Here is an 18,235-nt window from a genome sequence, read left to right on the forward strand (position 1 = left end):
ATTAACTATTTCTAATTTCTAATCCTTGTCTTAGCAAAGATTTATATTTTAAAATCCCTTTAAGACCTGCTTTGTACTTTATAAAAAGTTGACTGAAGTATAAATCATTATTTTTTAACAACAACAATAAATGATAAGCTAATTTAAAATAAGTTACAATTCCATTATATTTATAAAAAACAGCACTTCTGGCAAAAATAACTTTATCACTTGACACATCTGTTCCTGAACTATAACAAGGGTGTTTTAAAATTATTATTGGTTTATAAAACAAATTAAGATTTGCTCTTAAACAACTTCTTAAAAAAACGTATTCATCAGCCGTTTCAAATATAGATCCCAATCCAAAATAATTATTAAAAAACAAATTATGTTCAACAACGCTTTTTCTTCTAAATGCAATTACCACAGAATTTACAGTACTAACCGTTTTTCTATCATGTTTAACTGTATCTGGGTATCTGTTATATAATTCCCCTTTATCATTAATCATTTGAAAAGTAACAATATCTGCTTCTTTATAATCAACAAAAGCATCTAATATTTTCTTAGAAAAACTTTGCTGATATTGTATATCATCATCAGCTAACAAGCAATACACTGCTTTTGCATTTTGAATAGCTAAATTTCTACTTTTCGAAATTCCTTTTTCAAACGAATTAATTACCCGAATATTTGAATAATTGGATTTTAAAATGTTCGCCTTTGAAGTCTGATTAACAATTAAAATATTGTAATTTATATAATCGTCTGGAAACATATTTGAAAGAAATCCTAATGAGGTTCTATTCATTGTTGAAATAAGTATTTCCAGATCTTTTTCTTTATTTTCAACATTAACCATTTAAAACCTATATTTGAAACAAATGTATAAAATTAAATGAAGATTTTATTAGTAGGTGAATATAGCAGATTACACAATTCATTAAAAGAAGGCCTAACCAAATTAAATCATGATGTTACTCTAATTGGTAGCGGAGATGATTTTAAAAACTACCCCATAGATATTGATATAAGCCCTTCCCTTTTTACAAAATCATTTCTTTTTAATTTATCTAAAGTTGTACATAGGCTCACCAATATTAGTTTTATAGAATTAGAAAATGCTTATAGATTTTATAAAATATTACCAAAATTAAAGCACTATGACATTGTTCAGCTCATTAATGAGAATAGCTTAAAAACTCACCCAAAATTAGAAATTTGGCTATTAAAAAAACTTTTTAAACAAAACGGAAAAGTATTTTTACTTTCATGTGGCACAGATTACATAAGTGTAAAATACGCTTACGACAATAAATTCAAATACTCTATTCTAACCCCATTACAAAACGACCCAAGATTAAAAAAACAGTTTCGTTTTATTTTAATGTACCTAAATAAACACTACAAAAAATTACATTTATTTTTATATAAAAACACAAAAGGGGTTATCGCTTCTGATTTAGACTACCATTTACCCTTGAAACATAACCCAAAGTATCTGGGGTTAATCCCAAACCCAATTAATACCAATAAAATTCAATATCTTGAAAATAATTTCGATGGAAAAATTAAAATCTTTCATGGAATAAACAGAATGAATTACATAAAAAAAGGTAATAAATTCTTCGATGAAGCTTTAAATATCATCAAAAAAAAGTATCCTGATGAAGTTGAAATTATTATTACCGAAAATATTCCATACAATGAATATATTAAAATATACAACAGTTGTCATATTTTGCTTGATCAGGTTTATGCCTACGATCAGGGCTACAATGCTTTAGAAGCTATGGCTAAGGGAAAAGTTGTTTTTACTGGTGCAGAACAAGAATGGTTAGACTACTACAAACTTGAGGAAGATACAGTTGCTATTAACGCCTTACCAGACTCTAATAAAATCGCCGAAAAAATTGAATGGCTTATTCTTAATCCTAATATGATTAAAAATATTTCAAGGAACGCCAGAAGTTTTATTGAAAAAGAACATAATTATGTTAATATTGCCAACACATATTTAAAAACTTGGAAAAATAAATGATGATAAATAATAGTATTATATCCAATAAAGCTAAAATTGGAAAAAATGTTGAAATCGGTTTTTTTTGTATTATAGAAGATGATGTAGTCATTGGAGACAATACTATCTTAAAAAATTATGTAGAACTTAGAAAGGGAACAATAATAGGAGAAAATTGCTATATCGACTCTAGAGTATCATCTTCGGGAAACTGCACAATTGGAAATAACGTAACAATACGCTATGATAGTATTTTAGCCAGAGGATTGAAGGTTGGTGACAACACTTACATTTGCCCTAAGGTCATGACCAACAACCTTGACACTAACAAAGAACAAATTGGTGGGGCCAATATTGGACAAAACGTTTTTATAGGCACCAATTGTGTTATCCATCAAGGAATCACAATAGGAAACAATAGTATTTTAGGAGCTTTAACTTATGTAAACAAGGACATCCCAAATAATGAAATCTGGTTTGGTAACCCTGCTAAGTTACATAAGAAAATATAAATCTATAACACCCTTTTAGCTTTTTTCAGCATCTCCTTTTCAATCTCCCAATCTCGTGCGAAATTAGTTTTAATTAATTTTGCCGGGATTCCTCCCAACAATACATTATTTTCAAATTGCCTGTAATCAGCATTGCATAAACTATTTGAAGCCACTACACAATGATCTGGGGTTTTTGTCCCCCCCATAATTGATACCCTATTGGAAATTGCATTATAATTTCCTATCCTAATTGAAGAACTCATTGGATAATACTGACCTGTAAGAGTGTTTTTCATAGGATGAGAGTTGGTATCAATTACTTGAGACTCATAACCTATACCAGCCCACTCCCCTATAATTATCTCTTTAGTGCAAACCAATTTTACATCAGATCCCAAACACCCCATAAAGCCAAACTCACAGTATGCATTATCCTCTACACAAAAAAAAACATCTTTACCGAAATGAGCGTGACCTTTAAAAACCAATTTACCATTTACTATAACTTGAGAGATTCCCTTCTCCACTGACATTTTTTCGAATCTTTGCCCAAAACCTATCATACCTCTCTTTATCGGCGCATCAATTATCACCTCTCCCCTAAGACTTGATAATTTAACTTTACCATAAAAAAAGACTGGCAATTTTATAGCAACATCAAAAGGAAACATTTTTAAATTAAAATAAAATGTTTTTATCCAATTAACAGATAAAATCAACTTTATATTTTTTCTTGACAATAACATTCCTTGATTAATTTTTATCACTGTTAAATATATTCTTTAAAATTGAATTCAAATCAATTCTCTTTTGGAGCTCATTCCACGTAAAAATTACAGATATAACCACCACTACTAGCATTACTGGATAGCGAAGAATACCCCGAGAAATAAATGTTGTTAAATAAGATATTAGGCAAATACAAAAACATATTAAGAATGTTCTATAAAAAGATTTACTCAAAGTTATTCCATACAAATTATGAATTATAACCTTCAATGAAACCAAATGTATTACATAATAAATTAATAGGCCTACACCAACTCCTGTCAATCCTCCTAAACTAAAAGAGTAAATACATAAAAAAAACATCAATAAATTAAAGCCTATCGAAGTTTTCAAAAAAACTTTTCTGTCTCCTTTAGCAATTATTACATAGCCTAAGGAAAACGATACTGCCTTAAATAAAGTCCCTAAAATACCAAAAGTTAACAAACCTTTAATTCCAAAAAATTCCTTAGTATAAAGAACTGTTATTATCTGAGGTATAAAAGTCAAAAAAACAGTAATAACGCAAGTAATTATTAAAACAGCTATATCAGCTTGCTCATTAACATAACGACTGATTAACTCTTTATCTTTATTAATCGCAGCTAATCTAGGATAATAGTCGGTACCCATAGCATTAAAAACCATACCTACATATGAATTAATTACCAAAAGACCAGCATTATAAAACCCAACAGTATCCAGCCCACTACTATCTCTAATATATACTTGAATTAACCATAATGTTAAAGCCACCAAAAGCGCGTTAAGGCTCATTGTTGCTCCCAGCAAAATAACATCTTTACTTTTTGTAATAATCTCTTTAAGACCCAATTTTTCATCCTGAACTTCATTATCTTTTTCCTTTTCATAGTAATAAAAAACTAAGTAACTAATAAAGAAACTTATTACTATTGAAGGTACAATCCCATTAAGTTTAAAAAAATAATATAAAGGGACCGATACAATAAGGCTTAAGAAACTACCCCATAAATTTGCCTTTGCCAATCTTCTTAACTTATGAGTGCCTTGAAGTATAACTTTTTTTCCACTTGCTAACTGAGCCAATAAAACGGAAATAGACAACCAAATAAATGCATAAGTATATTTTGAATCACCAAAAGTCCATAAGCTTAGCCATTTGGAAAAGATTATTGTTAGTAATGCCCCAAAAACTCCTGTTATCCAAAATAACTTTTTTAAAATATAAACAAACTTTTTATACTCCTTTTTTTTCTCTCCAGAATAGTATTCAGAAACCTCTTTAACAGCACTTGTATCTAACCCGAGTTTAGTAAAATCGACCACCACCCTAAGTGTTGTAGTAAGTAATCCTAAAATACCAAAGCCTGTAGCTCCTATTAACAAAGTAACTACCTTGGTTTTGATGACTGATATTAAAATAGTAAAAACCTGTACTCCTCCAAATAATGAAGTTGATTTTAAAATTTGTTTATATGATGTTTTATCGTAATTCAAACGTTAATCAAATTCTACCAATGCTTTAATTATTATCTCCAAATCCTTATCCGATAACAATGGGTTCATTGGCAAGCTTAAAACTTCATCATGAATCTGCTCGGTAATAGGAAATTCACAATCCTTTAAATCAGCGTACGCCTCCTGCTTATGGACGGGAATAGGATAATGGATTGCCGTTTCAACGCCTTTACTTAATAAATATTTTTTAAGTTCGTTTCTTTTAGAGCATCTTACAACAAACAAATGAAAAACGTGCTCTTCAATATTCGAAACAAAAGGAAGTAAAATATTTTCCGATTTTACCCTATTAAAATAAAATTTGGCAATATCACGACGCTTACTATTATCGCTATTTAATTCCTTTAGTTTTATTCTTAAAAACGCAGCCTGTATTTCATCTAACCTACAATTAAACCCTTTTTCTTTATTAATGTAAGCTGATGTTCTTCCATAATTTCGAAGTTTCACAACCAACTCGGCCAGATCTTTATTATTTGTTGTTACAGCTCCTCCATCACCTAAAGCCCCCAAATTCTTTGTAGGATAAAAACTGAAAGCCCCGGCATCTGAAACATTACCTGCTTTTCGTCCATCCTTTCTCGAAGCCCCATGAGCCTGGGCTGCGTCTTCAATTAAAAGTAAATTATACTTTTTACAAATTTTTTCTAAGGAATCAAAATCGTATAACTGGCCATATAGATGAACACCAAGTATTGCCCTTGTTTTAGAATTAATTTTCTGTTCTATATTTTGAGGATTAATGTTAAATGTTGAATAAAGAGGCTCAACTAAAACAGGTTTTAAACCAGAATTACTTATTGCTAATATCGTAGCGATATAAGTATTTGCAGGAACTATAACTTCATCTCCCTCTCTTAAATAACCAAGAATTTTATATGCTTCAAAAATAAGCATAATAGCATCCAAGCCATTACTCACTCCAATACAATATTGCACACCACAAAATTGGGCAAATTCCTTTTCGAAAGCTTCAACCTCTTCCCCTAAAATGTAGTTGCTTGAATCTAGAAAAGACTTGAAAACTGTTAAAAAATCGTTTTCAAATCTGCTATTTAGCTTATGTAAATCTAAAAACTTAATCATTATAAATCTATGCTAAAGGAATCTTGTAAATAAACATTACAACCAAACTCTTCCTTTTGTTTTAATAAGCCCTCATTATACCCTTTAATACTATTATCGCTAATAGTCCCCATAGAAAAAAACTTTTTGCCCTCTTCCTTATATTTATCTATTAAAAATAAAAACAAATAATCTAATGCCCGAAATCTTTCACCCTCTGAAGTTGTTGCTCCATACTGAGATTTAACAACATTCTTATTTTCAAAAATAGTAATACCTGCCAAAATTTGATTCCCTAAATAAATATTGAATTGTTTTATATTCTTAGGAAAATTTCTTTTTAACAGAGTTATTTCTTCTAATCTATGAACAGGTTTTGAATTAAATCTTTCTAACAATCTGGGTTGTAAAACATTTATCCAGAATTCATCAAAAGTATCATCTTCTTTAATCTCAAAACCAACATCCCTTCCCTTTTTATAATGTTTAAGTTTAGTTTTATGGATACTAAACCCTTTTTCAAAATCAATAGCTAAAACCATTTGACGCTGAAACAAACTATATTTTTGGCCAATTATAAAAGAAATCTCTGAAGTAGGCTTATCACAGTAGAATTCAGGAATTTCCCTTATTGTAATTTTGGAAATATTAATTTGTTTACAATATTTTTGAATTACTTCAAAAACAGAAAATACTTTAACTACCGATATGTTATTTGGTAATAGCACTCCTCCATAAGTTAATCCTTGATGTGAATATATTTCCTGTCCAGATTTATTAGCTGGTAAAATAGCTTGCAATTTATTCCTTTGAAATATCAGCAGTGAAAAATCTTCAAAACGATCACTGTGATATTCCATAAAATCTCTATGAAATAAAAAGGTTCCATTTTTTGACTTAGCAACAAAATCATTCCATTGTTCATAATATTCCTTAGAATACTTTACAACTTTAAAATCATCAAAATGTCCTTGCATTGCTAAATTCTTAAGTTATTCTTCATGACTCACAACCCCAAACAATGAACTTCCAAAAATGAGCAAAATTATTCCGTAGTACATTATATAAGTAACAAAATGAGCTACAACAGCACCTTCAACACTATCGAACAAATCGATAAAAAATATACTGGTTGTATACAGCGCTATAATTAAAAAAGCTTCCGTTAAAATATAATGCCAGAACATTTTCTTTGCAAGAAACTGATAGGCAATAACAGTTGATAACACTTTTAAGAAATCACCCAACAACTGCCATAAAAACAAGTCTTCTACCGGGCGGAATTCTTCTGTTAAAATTACATTTACAATAATACCCTTTAGGAAATAAATAGCTATAAATCCGACAACTAAAACAGGAATTATAAGTTTATAAAAACCAAAAACTTCTTTTCTAAATTCCTTCACATCTTCAATTTCTGAAAAACGAGGCAAAATATAAAGTGCCATTAGAGATGTAACCATCATTAAATAGTACTTCGATATTCGTGTCATAGCTTCCCAAAATCCAGCGTCTTTGTATCCGACATGTTCCATGATATACATTCGTATAGCAATGGCAACTAAAGGCAGAAGAACAGCTGAAAACAATGCCATTAACGAGTATGAACTCATTTGTTTTAAAAACCTAAAACTCACACTTTTTACCTTTATAAGAGGTATTAAGCTTCTTCTGTTTATAATTCCAACTAAGGTTATCAAGAATATCAAAGATTCAGCAATAGCTACTGATATTAAAGCCCCTTTTATCGCATTTTGATAAATTAACAACAGTGCGACGGACATGCTTAATATCTGTCCTATAATATTTATAACTATAAGAATTTTATACTTCGAAAACCCATTCATTATAGAAAATGAAAACATATTCAACGTATAAAACGGCAAAACAAATGCGAATACTTTTATAACAAATGCGTAATTATTATAGGAAGGAAATATGAGATTATTTATTAAATCGGCGTTGAAATAACAAAAGAAAGAAACCAACACCGTAGAAATAAAACCCACATAAAACACAGTGGAAACCACCTTACTTAACTCGGTAACACTTTCTTTTAATTCTGAAATATATTTAACAGTGCCATTATACAAACCTACGACAGACACCGTTTGAAATGCACTTACAAAATTCTGAAGATTTCCAATTAAGGCCAACCCCACTGGACCAATAAACACCGCAATAGCTTTAGATGTTAATATCCCAGCTATTAATCGGGTAACAACAGAAGTCGTTTGTAACGAAGTAACTTTAATTAAAACGTTATCGTTTATGTAATCTATTAATTTTTTCAATTAATCGAAATAAGTTAACTGGTTTGTTAATGTAGCAATTTAGTTTAAATGTACAAACACTATCGGTTAACAACAAACAAACGATTTACTTTTTTAAAAGGTAATATAAATTTACACAAAGAATAGCGCCATTAGTGATAATAATAGGCTTAGCTATAGGATCCAACATAAAACCATAAATAACGAAAAGCAAACAGCCTATAGAATTTACTATCCTTAATTTTGTAACAGCTTTCATTGTAAACGAAAGCAATAGCATGGCCATCGCTGCGTATCCAACCCATTCTGTAAATGAAACTCCAAGAAAATCCATATTTAATTTATATTTTATTAGTGCCTTATTGCAATTTAAGGATTTTTATTTCAATATTTAATAACCTCTGAGAACATAAAAAAAGAGGATTACCAATTTAGTAATCCCCTTTTATATTTCTTATTTAAGCTTAAACTGTTTTGTTTCGCTTACGCTCAACTTCAGTTAAAAAGATTTTACGAATACGTAAAAAGTTTGGTGTAACTTCTACATACTCATCTTTCTGAATGTATTCTAAAGCTTCCTCTAAACTGAACTTGATTGCAGGTACAATTTTAGCCTTATCGTCTGCTCCTGACGAACGTACGTTACTCAGTTTCTTAGTCTTTGTAACATTAACCGTCATATCATCTCCACGAGAGTTCTCTCCAATTACCTGACCTTCGTAAATATCTTCTCCCGGATCGATAAAAAACTTACCTCTCTCTTGTAATTTATCAATCGAATAAGGAATAGCTGTACCTTTTTCCATAGATACTAAAGATCCATTTTGACGCTCAGGAATACCTCCTTTTAACGGTTGATATTCTTTAAAACGGTGAGCCATAATAGCTTCACCAGCAGTTGCTGTTAATAACTGGTTTCTTAATCCGATAATACCACGAGATGGGATAATGAATTCACAAACCATACGATCACCTTTGGCTTCCATACTTAACATTTCACCTTTACGTAAGGTTACCATTTCTACAGCCTTTCCTGAAACGTTTTCTGGTAAATCGATAGTCATTTCCTCAACCGGCTCACATTTTACACCATCAATTTCTTTAATGATTACCTGTGGCTGACCAATTTGAAGTTCGTAACCTTCACGACGCATAGTTTCGATTAAAACCGATAAGTGAAGTACCCCACGACCAAATACCATAAATTTATCGGCACTGTCGGTTTCGTTTACTCTTAATGCTAAGTTTTTCTCAAGCTCTTTAGTTAAACGGTCTTTAATGTGACGAGATGTTACAAATTTACCATCTTTACCAAAGAAAGGTGAATCGTTAATAGTAAATAACATACTCATTGTAGGCTCATCAATAGCGATGGTTTTTAATCCTTCCGGATTTTCAAAATCGGCAATAGTATCACCAATTTCAAAACCTTCAAGCCCCACAACAGCACAGATATCTCCAGCTTGTACTTCATCTACTTTCTTACGGCCTACACCTTCAAAAATGTGAAGTTCTTTAATTTTATTTTTTACAACAGCTCCGTCTCGTTTTACTAACGAAATGTTTTGTCCTACTTTAAGCTCCCCACGTGTTAAACGTCCAATAGCAATACGACCTGTAAACGACGAGTAATCTAAAGAAGTGATTAACATTTGAGTAGATCCTTCCTCGATTTTTGGCGCTGGAATATGCTCGATAACCATATCTAATAATGGCTCAATATTGGTCGTTTGCTTAGTCCAGTCTTCGCTCATCCAGTTATTCTTCGCCGAACCATATACTGTTGGGAAGTCCAACTGCCATTCTTCTGCTCCTAATTCGAACATTAAATCGAATACTTTCTCATGAACTTCATCAGGCGTACAGTTTTCTTTATCTACTTTATTTACAACCACACATGGCTTCAATCCTAAATCGATTGCTTTTTGCAATACGAAACGGGTTTGAGGCATTGGCCCTTCAAAAGCATCAACTAACAGCAATACACCATCAGCCATATTAAGTACACGTTCTACTTCTCCACCAAAATCGGCGTGACCAGGAGTATCAATAATATTGATTTTTGTGTCTTTATAAATTACAGATACGTTTTTAGATGTAATAGTAATACCTCTTTCACGCTCTAAATCGTTATTATCTAGAATTAAATCACCTGTATTCTCATTTTCTCTGAATAACTGACAGTGATACATAATTTTATCAACCAAAGTCGTTTTTCCGTGGTCAACGTGTGCAATAATTGCAATGTTTTTAATATTAGCCATAGTAGTGCCTGAATTTAAGGCTGCAAAGGTACGTCTATTTTTTTTGATTTAGTTAATAAAATGTTACAATTAAAATCAGTTATAATTTTAACGCCCTTTTAACGTTAACTAACTGTATATTAGAGATCCAAAATCAAAAACCACACGTATAATCTTATACAGTTTATAATTAACATCTCTCACAAAAATGAAAACGTTAAACAAATATTCAAAGTTTGTACCCTATCTATACTTTTTAGCTGCTACCGCCTACTGGTTCACATTAATTAACAGAACTCAAGGTATAACAGCTTATCCTATTTTACTTTTAGGTATTCCCTTTTTATGGCAACTTATAAAACCTAACAAAAGCTTAAATTTTACATTAGGCATTACCTTTGTGTGTCTGTCATCGTATTTAATTGTCGGCTACTTATTAGACATATCGGGTATAATTAGTTATTTTCAACATTCGCAAACTTTTATATTTAATGGTATTGGTTTTATAGTTTGTAACCTACTAATGGCCTTATGGATTATTAGAAATAGTTTAAATAGAGCGTTCTAAAAATAACTATCTTTGTCGCTTAATTTTATGAAATATTAAGCAGATGAATCTTCAAGAGATCCCAAAAATAAAACACGTAGATGCTAACAACTTTTTCCTGCTTTGTGGTCCATGTGCCATTGAAGGAGAAGATATGGCGTTACGTATTGCTGAAAAAGTTGTATCGATTACAGACAAATTAGAGATTCCTTATGTATTTAAAGGAAGTTTTAAAAAAGCCAACCGAAGCCGTGTTGATAGCTTTACCGGTATTGGTGATGAAAAAGCATTAAAAATTCTTCAAAAAGTATCTGAAACTTTTGATGTACCTACGGTAACAGACATTCATGAAGTATCTGATGCTGCACTGGCCGCACAATATGTTGATGTACTACAAATTCCGGCGTTTCTAGTTCGCCAAACCGATTTAGTTGTTGCAGCTGCTAAAACAGGGAAAGTGGTTAACTTGAAAAAAGGACAATTCATGAGTCCAGAAGCGATGAAACATGCCGTACAAAAAGTAAAAGATTCAGGAAACGACAAAGTCTGGATAACCGACAGAGGCACCATGTTTGGTTATCAGGATATGATTGTCGATTTCCGTGGTATTCCAACCATGCGTGAATACGCACCTACGGTTTTAGACGTGACTCACTCGTTACAACAACCTAACCAAAGTCACGGTGTTACAGGCGGCAGACCTGATATGATTGAAACCATTGCCAGAGCTGGTGTGGTTAACAATGTTGATGGTTTATTTATTGAAACTCATTTCGACCCTGCCAATGCCAAAAGCGATGGGGCTAATATGCTTCATTTAGATAACCTTGAAAAACTAATGAGCAATTTAGTTGCCATTAGAAAAACCATTAACAACCTATAATTTAAAGTCATAAAAATGACGAAAAACATCATAAAACCTATTCTCTTAGGTGCAATATTTTTATTGTCTGGTTTCAAAATTAATGCTCAAGAAAGCACGCCAATAAAATACACTGCAAACAACAAAGGAAAATTCTTTATTAGCTGGGGAGGTAACCGTGAACGTTATTCAAAATCAGATATCACCTTTAAAGGCGAAGACTACAACTTCACCATTAATAATGCCACAGCGCACGACAAACCTAAAGGCTGGCATATCGATTATATCAACCCTACGCGCATTACTATTCCGCAAACCAATGTAAAAGTGGGTTATTTCATCTCTGATAAATACACCGTTTCGTTGGGTATTGACCATATGAAATATGTTATGGATAGAAATGAATCCAGACGATTAGATGGGTATATCGATTTACCGGAAAGCGAACCAGGATCGATATATAACGGCAACTATAACAACGATGCCTTTTTAGTATCTGAAGACTTTTTGAAATTCGAGCACACAAACGGTTTAAACTATGTATATGCCGAAATTGCTCGATTTGATGATATTTCCTCTATTTTTGGCATTAACAATACCGATAAATTTCAGATTAATTTTACTGAAGGATTAGCTGCAGGTGCATTAGTCCCTAAAACCAATACGACTTTATTACAGAAAGACCGTTATGATGAGTTTCATTTATCGGGTTATGGTATTTCGGCAACTGCCGGATTGAATTTATTATTCTTTAAGCATTTCTTTATTCAAACCGATTTAAGAGGTGGTTATATTAATATGCCCGATATTAGAACAACCAGTAACACGGCCGAAAGTGCTTCGCAACACTTTTGGTTTATTCAAAACGTTATTGCTATTGGGGGAATGTTTAGAATTTAATTTCCCGGATAACATATATACCTTATAAAGTCTCCAGTTTGGGGACTTTTTTTTATTATTATTCATATTAACAATTGTTAAACGAAGAAAACGCTACAAAAAAATCGTTTAATCTTAATTATATTTTTTTTGGAAATATTAAAATTAATTCATTTACTTTGTAATTCAAAGTACTTTAATATGGAACCGAAAGACTATTTAAAAGACATTAGTGAAATTAAAAATTTAATGAATAAATCCTCTCGATTTATTTCACTTAGTGGTTTGTCTGGTGTTATGGCCGGAATTTATGCCCTTATTGGCGCAGCTTATGTGTATTGGTTGGTGAGCAACTCAAAACATGAGTATTTAATTTTAGATGGCACTATTTTTACATTGGTACTTCTGGATTTATTTTTGGTTGCCCTATTCAGTATTATTACGGCTGTTATATTAACCACTCGAAAAGCAAAGAAAAACGGTTCTAAAATCTGGGATGCTTCGTCAAAACGTCTGCTTATAAATTTTTTAATTCCTCTAGTTTCAGGAGGTCTTTACATTCTTATTATTTTAGGAAACCAAAAATACGGTCAAACTGGAGCATTAATGCTTATTTTTTATGGATTAGCATTAATTAATGCTTCAAAATACAGCATTGGCGATATCAGATATCTGGGAATCATTGAAATTATTTTAGGACTAATTGCTGCCCTATTACCGGGTTACGGCTTTTGGTTTTGGGTCTTAGGCTTTGGAATCATGCACATTGTTTACGGAACGTGGATGCATTTTAAATACGACAAAAATTAACTTTAAAAATGAATACTATGCTAACTAATTACAAGAGAATGCTTATCATTTTAGGTGTTATTTCTGTATTGCTTGTAATTCCGTTTATTGCCATGCAATTTAGCAATGAGGTAAACTGGAGTCTTTTCGATTTTATTGTTATGGGTGGTTTATTATTAATCGTCGGACTTTTCCTTGAATTAATTCTAGGAACATTCCGAAGGCCATCTGTTAAGATAGTTCTAATAGTTATACTATTTTTGCTCTTTCTGTTAACATGGGCCGAATTGGCCGTTGGCATTTTTGGAACACCATTCGCCGGAAGTTAACCCCACAAGTATGAGCCTTTAAAAATACACTATGAGTATTATTAATAACATAAATAAAGTTTTCGATCATCGTATTCGCTTAGGCATTATGTCTATTTTAATGGTGAATGAATATGCCGATTTTAATTCGTTGAAGGAGTTGCTGGGGGCCACCGATGGCAACTTAGCTAGCCACACGAAAGCTCTTGAAAAAGCAGAATATATTACCATAGAGAAACAATTTATAGGAAAAAAACCCAATACAAGATATAGCACAACTCAATTGGGTGAAATCGAATTTAAAAAGCATATTGATGCTCTTGAAAAACTGATACACAAACAATAGCTCTATTTTTTTACACATTAACTTTGAAAAACAAAGTACTTTTAAAATGAATTTAAGAAAAAAACTTATTGAATGGTTGTTTAATATATCTCAGAAAGTATATACTGATATGTTTAAACATCATAAGCCTTGGGGAATAACCAAACATGACCTTCTTAACTACCCTAGCGACAGTATTGGAAAACATCTAGGTTTGTTTTTAGATCAGAATAATTTTGAATTAATTGCCAAAGTCGAACGCCATGATGCTTATCATACCATAACCGGATATAGCACTCTTGTAGAAGATGAAATTGCTTTACAGTGCCTTTGTTTTGGAAATGGTAAACGAAGTATTTATTTATATGGCGCCATGATTGTAGGCATTATCATTTTACCTGATTACTTACCTTATTATTACAAATCATACAAATTAGGCCGCACCGCAAATTCCTTTCATCATTACGATTATAAAAAATTACTGCTTGTCAATATCCATGACTTTAGAGAAGTTATTTTTTCTAAATCCTATTTCCAACATAAAATCTCATCTTATGAACAAGTTACATTTAAGCCTTAAAATTGCCCTTACCTTTTTTGGTATGGCACTATTCTATTTTTAATTCAGTTAATCATCAACAAAATAAAAGTTTTTAACCATGAATAATCTCAAAACCTATATCTATAATCAATTTAATATTTTAGTCTTAATCAGTTTATCCGTGCTTTTTAGCATCGTGTTATTAATGATTAGAATCAAATTGAATCAATCTTTTTTCTATCTGTTTTTAATCTGGAATTTATTTTTAGCATGTATCCCATTTACTTTAACAAGCTACTTATCAACAAGACCAAAACAACACAAAGTTTCTTTTGCTTTATACTTTTTCACATGGCTTGCCTTTTTACCTAATGCGCCTTATATCATTACCGATTTTCTACATTTGCGATTCGGAGATTACCACTTGTTATGGTTAGATGTTTTAATGTTAGCTTCTTTCTCTGGAAACGGGGTTTTACTATTTCTTCTATCTGTAAAAGAGATGAAACATATACTCCTTCAACATTTTAGTGCTAATATGTCTAACTACATCATAACATCTGTTTTTCCTTTAACAGCATTCGGTGTATACTTAGGTCGTTTTTTACGCTATAACTCATGGGAAATTATTCTAAACCCAATTGAATTATTTTTAGATATTTTTAATATTACAACCAATCCAAATGTCCATTTTCAGGCTTGGATATTCACATTTGTATTCAGTATATTTTTAGGATTGCTATACTGGATTAATAATACCTTAAATAAAAACTAAACTGTTTCCCTGTTTTTTTCCTGAATTTTACGAACAATCGAAGTCGCTGTTCGTCTGGGCATAAATCGAGGAATTACGGCAAGAAATTTATTGAATCTACCCGGAATAGCATAACTCTTACCATTCAGCATGGCTTTGTATCCGTAGGTAGCAACAGCTTTAGCACACCCCATATTAAAGGTAATTTTATTGTCGCAGCTATCGGCTGAAACCGTTTGTTGAAAAGCTGTTTTTGTGGGCCCGGGACATAAAGCAGTTACTGTAACACCAGTGCCTTTTAGTTCATTGGCAATCGCCTCAGAAAAGGACAACATATATCCTTTTGATGCATAATAAATTGACATTAATGGTCCCGGCTGAAAAGCTGCCAGGGAAGACATGTTCAAAATGCGCCCTGAACCACGCTTTACCATACCCTCTAACATGAGTTTCGTTAAATGGGTGGTAGCCAAAATATGCACGTGTAACATAGCCAACTCCCGTTCCCAATCGGTATCTACAAATGACCCGAAGAGTCCGAAACCAGCATTATTAACCAAAACATCAACTGTAATGTCATTAATTGCTTTCATAATTTCTGCTGCAACATTGGGTTGACTCAAATCCTTAGTTAAAACATCAACCTTACAATTGTAGGTTTCTTGAATATGGTTTTGAGCTTGAATTAGGTTCTGACTGTTAATATCTATTAAAATCAAATCATATCCATCGTTAGCTAATAGTAATGAAAGTTCGTAACCTAAGCCCGAAGCTGCTCCGGTTATTAATGCAGTTTTTGTCATAAATTTTTAAAATAATTGGGGCGTTAAAAGGCTAAATCTAATGTTTTCCATTCACATAATCCTGTAAATACGAAAAACGTTGAGTTAATTTGCCATTTTCGGTGATTTTTGCGCGTTGCAATACACCATCCTTATCGTTGTTGAAAAATGCCGGGATAACATGCTGCAAAAACATTTCTCCAAAGCCTTCACTGGCATCTTTTGGCAATTCACAAGGTAAATTATCTACTGCCATAACGGCTATAGCTCCTGGACTTATATAATCGGTTTCAGACTCGGTTTGTGGATCGTAACCATAAATAGGATTGGCTATGGTTGACGCTCTCAATGTAGTTGCCACTGGCCCGTCGACATCACAGCTAATATCTGCCACTACTGCTATTTTAAAATCATTAGATTTCACATCATCACGGGTATATAAAAATGGTGCACCATCTCCATAAAAATGACCAGCGATATAGAAATCGGTCTCCTTTGCAAAGCGCATAAAATCGGATTGATAAGCTTCAGGATGATTAAAAAAGTCGAAATTATCAATCACTTGTCCGTCTCTTCGTTTGTTATAATCTAAAACATCTATTTTACAATACACCGGTTCGGTGAATGTTTTATTTAAATAGTCCTCTACAGAAACCTGTTTAATCTCCATAGCTTCTAACATTTCCTGTGAACCATTTGCCACCTTTCCACTACCCGTCAACAAGATTTTTATATTAGGAAGTTTTAATGTTTTTAATTGCTGAACGAGTTCTTCCTGATTTGTCAAGGTCCCAGCTTTAGGCAGTTCCCATAAATTATATTTCAATCCCCAGGTTCTAAATCCATTGTAGGTTCCTACAATTCCTGCATAACGTCCGAAACCAATTAATCTAAAGCCTTTCTCATTAACTATGGTTTCATGATCGTAAAGTTCGATGTTCTTTTCTAAAATGGCCTGAAGCAGTTTTCGGTTATAGGGTTGCTTTTTTATGGTATGCGAAAAGAAAAAGTACTTTTTGTCAGGTACCAAAGCATCAATGGGCACTTCCTTTACACCAATAAACACATCGCAGTCAGACACATCGTTAGTAACCTCAAATCCCATTTCTTTATATTCTACATCAGGAAACACTCGAATATCTGAAGCTTCGACTTTAAAGATGGCATCAGGAAATTGGGCTTTAGCTTCGGTTAATTTTGATGGAGAAAATACCACACGACGGTCTGGTGGGTTTTTACGTTCTTTTATAATAGCAAATGTTATAGGCATAAACTACTGGTTTATTTGGTATTTAAGTTTAGTTGAAAATGAATTTGGAATAATTCTTGCTCTAAAATAGGTGGATTATTATTGAATTACAAAGTTTTTGATAACTTTGCGTTCGCGTTAAGGATTAAGGCATTGTTGGAGCACCTTGAAAAGAGCGACTGCCGAAAGCCTGACCCGACAGGGTAACGCCATACTTATTACATTAATACTGGGGTCGACTGGTTTTGACAGCGAGATTAATTGAACGGTAAGCACGTCGTGTAATGATTTTGAAACACGTTAAAGGCTAAATCAAACTTTAAACGGCGAGAATAACTACGCTTTAGCTGCTTAATTCTGAATTATAGTAAGATTGCCTAGGCGCACAAGGTGCGCAAGCTAAATGTCTCCGGAAAGCCTTGGTTAACGGCGTTCCTTTTAGAGGCATCGTAAATGTTGACATAGATTGGGTCCTGCTTCGATGCCCTTTCGAAACTTAAGAAGCTAAGCTAATAAGTAGGTTGTCTTTAACCAGCTTTTAGTCGAAAACTTAAGAAAAGAATAAACGTGTAGAAAGCCCTTTGGTTACTTGTTTGGACGAGAGTTCGATTCTCTCCGACTCCACTTAAAAAACCCATAAAACATTAATAATTAATGTTTTATGGGTTTTTATTTCATACAATTGTACGATTTATGTACGATACAACTAATTAAAACACACCGAAATTAATTATTTTTAAACACCACTGTAATACTTTAATGAAATTAAAATCTCCATTTAATTTTAAAAAATATCAATAGATTTGTCCTTGTCAAATATAAATTCTAAAAATTTCAAAACAGCTAGAGTTTTG

20 protein-coding genes and 1 other RNA gene are annotated in these 18,235 nt (G+C 32.3%); 11 read left to right on the plus strand and 10 right to left on the minus strand.

Going from position 1 to position 18,235, the window contains the following annotated elements; genetic code table 11:
* Position 1: 1 nt before the first annotated feature.
* Entirely contained in the window at positions 2 to 844 is an 843-nt protein-coding gene (locus tag R1X58_RS02015) for a glycosyltransferase family A protein (protein WP_240571689.1), read from the minus strand.
* Between the two features lie 36 nt (positions 845 to 880).
* Here R1X58_RS02015 and R1X58_RS02020 point away from each other — a divergent pair, with 36 nt between their 5' ends.
* Together R1X58_RS02020 and R1X58_RS02025 are read left to right on the plus strand one after the other, a co-directional pair.
* Complete coding sequence (locus tag R1X58_RS02020; protein ID WP_240571692.1) at positions 881 to 2,023, plus strand: glycosyltransferase; 1,143 nt, start codon at positions 881 to 883, stop codon at positions 2,021 to 2,023.
* Positions 2,020 to 2,514 (plus strand): DapH/DapD/GlmU-related protein, encoded by a 495-nt coding sequence (locus R1X58_RS02025; RefSeq protein WP_240571693.1) that lies wholly within the window; start codon positions 2,020 to 2,022, stop codon positions 2,512 to 2,514. Before R1X58_RS02020 ends, R1X58_RS02025 begins: the two co-directional genes overlap by 4 nt.
* 2 nt (positions 2,515 to 2,516) lie before the next feature.
* Here R1X58_RS02025 and R1X58_RS02030 read toward each other — a convergent pair whose 3' ends face one another.
* The 7 genes from R1X58_RS02030 to typA all read right to left on the minus strand — a co-directional run bounded on the left by R1X58_RS02030 (position 2,517) and on the right by typA (position 10,366).
* Positions 2,517 to 3,263 carry an acyltransferase gene (locus tag R1X58_RS02030; RefSeq protein ID WP_240571695.1) on the minus strand — a complete coding sequence of 249 codons (747 nt, stop codon included), beginning with the start codon at positions 3,261 to 3,263 and terminating at the stop codon, positions 2,517 to 2,519.
* On the minus strand, positions 3,250 to 4,743 hold the full coding sequence (locus R1X58_RS02035; protein ID WP_240571697.1) for an oligosaccharide flippase family protein: 1,494 nt from the start codon (positions 4,741 to 4,743) through the stop codon (positions 3,250 to 3,252). The genes R1X58_RS02030 and R1X58_RS02035 overlap by 14 nt, the downstream gene beginning before the upstream one ends.
* A gap of 3 nt (positions 4,744 to 4,746) precedes the next feature.
* A complete protein-coding gene (locus R1X58_RS02040; RefSeq protein ID WP_240571698.1) occupies positions 4,747 to 5,850 on the minus strand; it encodes a DegT/DnrJ/EryC1/StrS family aminotransferase in 1,104 nt (367 codons plus the stop codon).
* Positions 5,850 to 6,806, minus strand: coding sequence for a FemAB family protein (locus R1X58_RS02045; protein ID WP_240571699.1), 957 nt, complete (start codon positions 6,804 to 6,806; stop codon positions 5,850 to 5,852). The genes R1X58_RS02040 and R1X58_RS02045 overlap by 1 nt, the downstream gene beginning before the upstream one ends.
* A 15-nt stretch (positions 6,807 to 6,821) precedes the next feature.
* On the minus strand, positions 6,822 to 8,123 hold the full coding sequence (locus R1X58_RS02050) for an O-antigen translocase (protein ID WP_240571700.1): 1,302 nt from the start codon (positions 8,121 to 8,123) through the stop codon (positions 6,822 to 6,824).
* 85 nt (positions 8,124 to 8,208) lie between these two features.
* The gene (locus R1X58_RS02055) at positions 8,209 to 8,436 is read right to left on the minus strand and encodes a uroporphyrinogen decarboxylase (RefSeq protein ID WP_240571701.1); all 228 of its coding nucleotides are present in this window, start codon (positions 8,434 to 8,436) and stop codon (positions 8,209 to 8,211) included.
* 130 nt (positions 8,437 to 8,566) lie between these two features.
* Positions 8,567 to 10,366, minus strand: a complete 1,800-nt coding sequence (gene typA / locus R1X58_RS02060) for a translational GTPase TypA (RefSeq protein ID WP_240571702.1) — start codon at positions 10,364 to 10,366, stop codon at positions 8,567 to 8,569.
* 187 nt (positions 10,367 to 10,553) lie between these two features.
* Here typA and R1X58_RS02065 point away from each other — a divergent pair, with 187 nt between their 5' ends.
* The 8 genes from R1X58_RS02065 (at position 10,554) to R1X58_RS02100 (ending at position 15,371) form a co-directional block, all read left to right on the plus strand.
* Positions 10,554 to 10,913 (plus strand): hypothetical protein, encoded by a 360-nt coding sequence (locus R1X58_RS02065; protein WP_240571703.1) that lies wholly within the window; start codon positions 10,554 to 10,556, stop codon positions 10,911 to 10,913.
* Between the two features lie 43 nt (positions 10,914 to 10,956).
* Complete coding sequence (kdsA, locus tag R1X58_RS02070; RefSeq protein WP_240571704.1) at positions 10,957 to 11,775, plus strand: 3-deoxy-8-phosphooctulonate synthase; 819 nt, start codon at positions 10,957 to 10,959, stop codon at positions 11,773 to 11,775.
* A 15-nt stretch (positions 11,776 to 11,790) separates the two neighbouring features.
* Positions 11,791 to 12,654 (plus strand): hypothetical protein, encoded by an 864-nt coding sequence (locus R1X58_RS02075; RefSeq protein ID WP_240571705.1) that lies wholly within the window; start codon positions 11,791 to 11,793, stop codon positions 12,652 to 12,654.
* Between the two features lie 180 nt (positions 12,655 to 12,834).
* Positions 12,835 to 13,443 carry a hypothetical protein gene (locus R1X58_RS02080; protein ID WP_240571706.1) on the plus strand — a complete coding sequence of 203 codons (609 nt, stop codon included), beginning with the start codon at positions 12,835 to 12,837 and terminating at the stop codon, positions 13,441 to 13,443.
* Positions 13,444 to 13,460: 17 nt separating this feature from the next.
* Positions 13,461 to 13,751, plus strand: coding sequence for a hypothetical protein (locus tag R1X58_RS02085; protein WP_240571707.1), 291 nt, complete (start codon positions 13,461 to 13,463; stop codon positions 13,749 to 13,751).
* 31 nt (positions 13,752 to 13,782) lie between these two features.
* Entirely contained in the window at positions 13,783 to 14,076 is a 294-nt protein-coding gene (locus tag R1X58_RS02090; RefSeq protein ID WP_240571708.1) for a winged helix-turn-helix domain-containing protein, read from the plus strand.
* A gap of 46 nt (positions 14,077 to 14,122) precedes the next feature.
* Entirely contained in the window at positions 14,123 to 14,635 is a 513-nt protein-coding gene (locus R1X58_RS02095; RefSeq protein WP_240571709.1) for a hypothetical protein, read from the plus strand.
* 79 nt (positions 14,636 to 14,714) lie between these two features.
* Positions 14,715 to 15,371: a DUF1361 domain-containing protein gene (locus R1X58_RS02100; protein ID WP_240571710.1), complete on the plus strand. Its 657-nt coding sequence runs from the start codon at positions 14,715 to 14,717 to the stop codon at positions 15,369 to 15,371.
* Here R1X58_RS02100 and R1X58_RS02105 read toward each other — a convergent pair.
* Together R1X58_RS02105 and R1X58_RS02110 are read right to left on the minus strand one after the other, a co-directional pair.
* Entirely contained in the window at positions 15,368 to 16,153 is a 786-nt protein-coding gene (locus R1X58_RS02105; RefSeq protein ID WP_240571711.1) for an SDR family NAD(P)-dependent oxidoreductase, read from the minus strand. The two genes, R1X58_RS02100 and R1X58_RS02105, sit on opposite strands and share 4 nt — an antisense overlap.
* Positions 16,154 to 16,190: 37 nt before the next feature.
* A complete protein-coding gene (locus R1X58_RS02110; RefSeq protein WP_240572668.1) occupies positions 16,191 to 17,396 on the minus strand; it encodes an NAD(P)-dependent oxidoreductase in 1,206 nt (401 codons plus the stop codon).
* 216 nt (positions 17,397 to 17,612) lie between these two features.
* Between R1X58_RS02110 and ssrA the strand changes: the two genes are divergently transcribed.
* Positions 17,613 to 18,008: a transfer-messenger RNA gene (ssrA, locus tag R1X58_RS02115) on the plus strand.
* The last annotated feature ends 227 nt before the right edge of the window (positions 18,009 to 18,235 follow it).

The organism is Aestuariibaculum lutulentum, assembly GCF_032926325.1.
Taxonomy (GTDB): Bacteria; Bacteroidota; Bacteroidia; order Flavobacteriales; family Flavobacteriaceae; genus Aestuariibaculum; species Aestuariibaculum lutulentum.

Bases quoted from the DNA above. Each gene is read 5' to 3' on its own strand.
- R1X58_RS02015 (WP_240571689.1), bottom strand. From the start codon at position 844: ATGGTTAATGTTGAAAATAAAGAAAAAGATCTGGAAATACTTATTTCA.
- R1X58_RS02020 (WP_240571692.1), top strand. From the start codon at position 881: ATGAAGATTTTATTAGTAGGTGAATATAGCAGATTACACAATTCATTA.
- R1X58_RS02025 (WP_240571693.1), top strand. From the start codon at position 2,020: ATGATGATAAATAATAGTATTATATCCAATAAAGCTAAAATTGGAAAA.
- R1X58_RS02040 (WP_240571698.1), bottom strand. From the start codon at position 5,850: ATGATTAAGTTTTTAGATTTACATAAGCTAAATAGCAGATTTGAAAAC.
- R1X58_RS02045 (WP_240571699.1), bottom strand. From the start codon at position 6,806: ATGCAAGGACATTTTGATGATTTTAAAGTTGTAAAGTATTCTAAGGAA.
- R1X58_RS02055 (WP_240571701.1), bottom strand. From the start codon at position 8,436: ATGGATTTTCTTGGAGTTTCATTTACAGAATGGGTTGGATACGCAGCG.
- typA (WP_240571702.1), bottom strand. From the start codon at position 10,366: ATGGCTAATATTAAAAACATTGCAATTATTGCACACGTTGACCACGGA.
- R1X58_RS02065 (WP_240571703.1), top strand. From the start codon at position 10,554: ATGAAAACGTTAAACAAATATTCAAAGTTTGTACCCTATCTATACTTT.
- kdsA (WP_240571704.1), top strand. From the start codon at position 10,957: ATGAATCTTCAAGAGATCCCAAAAATAAAACACGTAGATGCTAACAAC.
- R1X58_RS02075 (WP_240571705.1), top strand. From the start codon at position 11,791: ATGACGAAAAACATCATAAAACCTATTCTCTTAGGTGCAATATTTTTA.
- R1X58_RS02080 (WP_240571706.1), top strand. From the start codon at position 12,835: ATGGAACCGAAAGACTATTTAAAAGACATTAGTGAAATTAAAAATTTA.
- R1X58_RS02085 (WP_240571707.1), top strand. From the start codon at position 13,461: ATGCTAACTAATTACAAGAGAATGCTTATCATTTTAGGTGTTATTTCT.
- R1X58_RS02090 (WP_240571708.1), top strand. From the start codon at position 13,783: ATGAGTATTATTAATAACATAAATAAAGTTTTCGATCATCGTATTCGC.
- R1X58_RS02095 (WP_240571709.1), top strand. From the start codon at position 14,123: ATGAATTTAAGAAAAAAACTTATTGAATGGTTGTTTAATATATCTCAG.
- R1X58_RS02100 (WP_240571710.1), top strand. From the start codon at position 14,715: ATGAATAATCTCAAAACCTATATCTATAATCAATTTAATATTTTAGTC.
- R1X58_RS02105 (WP_240571711.1), bottom strand. From the start codon at position 16,153: ATGACAAAAACTGCATTAATAACCGGAGCAGCTTCGGGCTTAGGTTAC.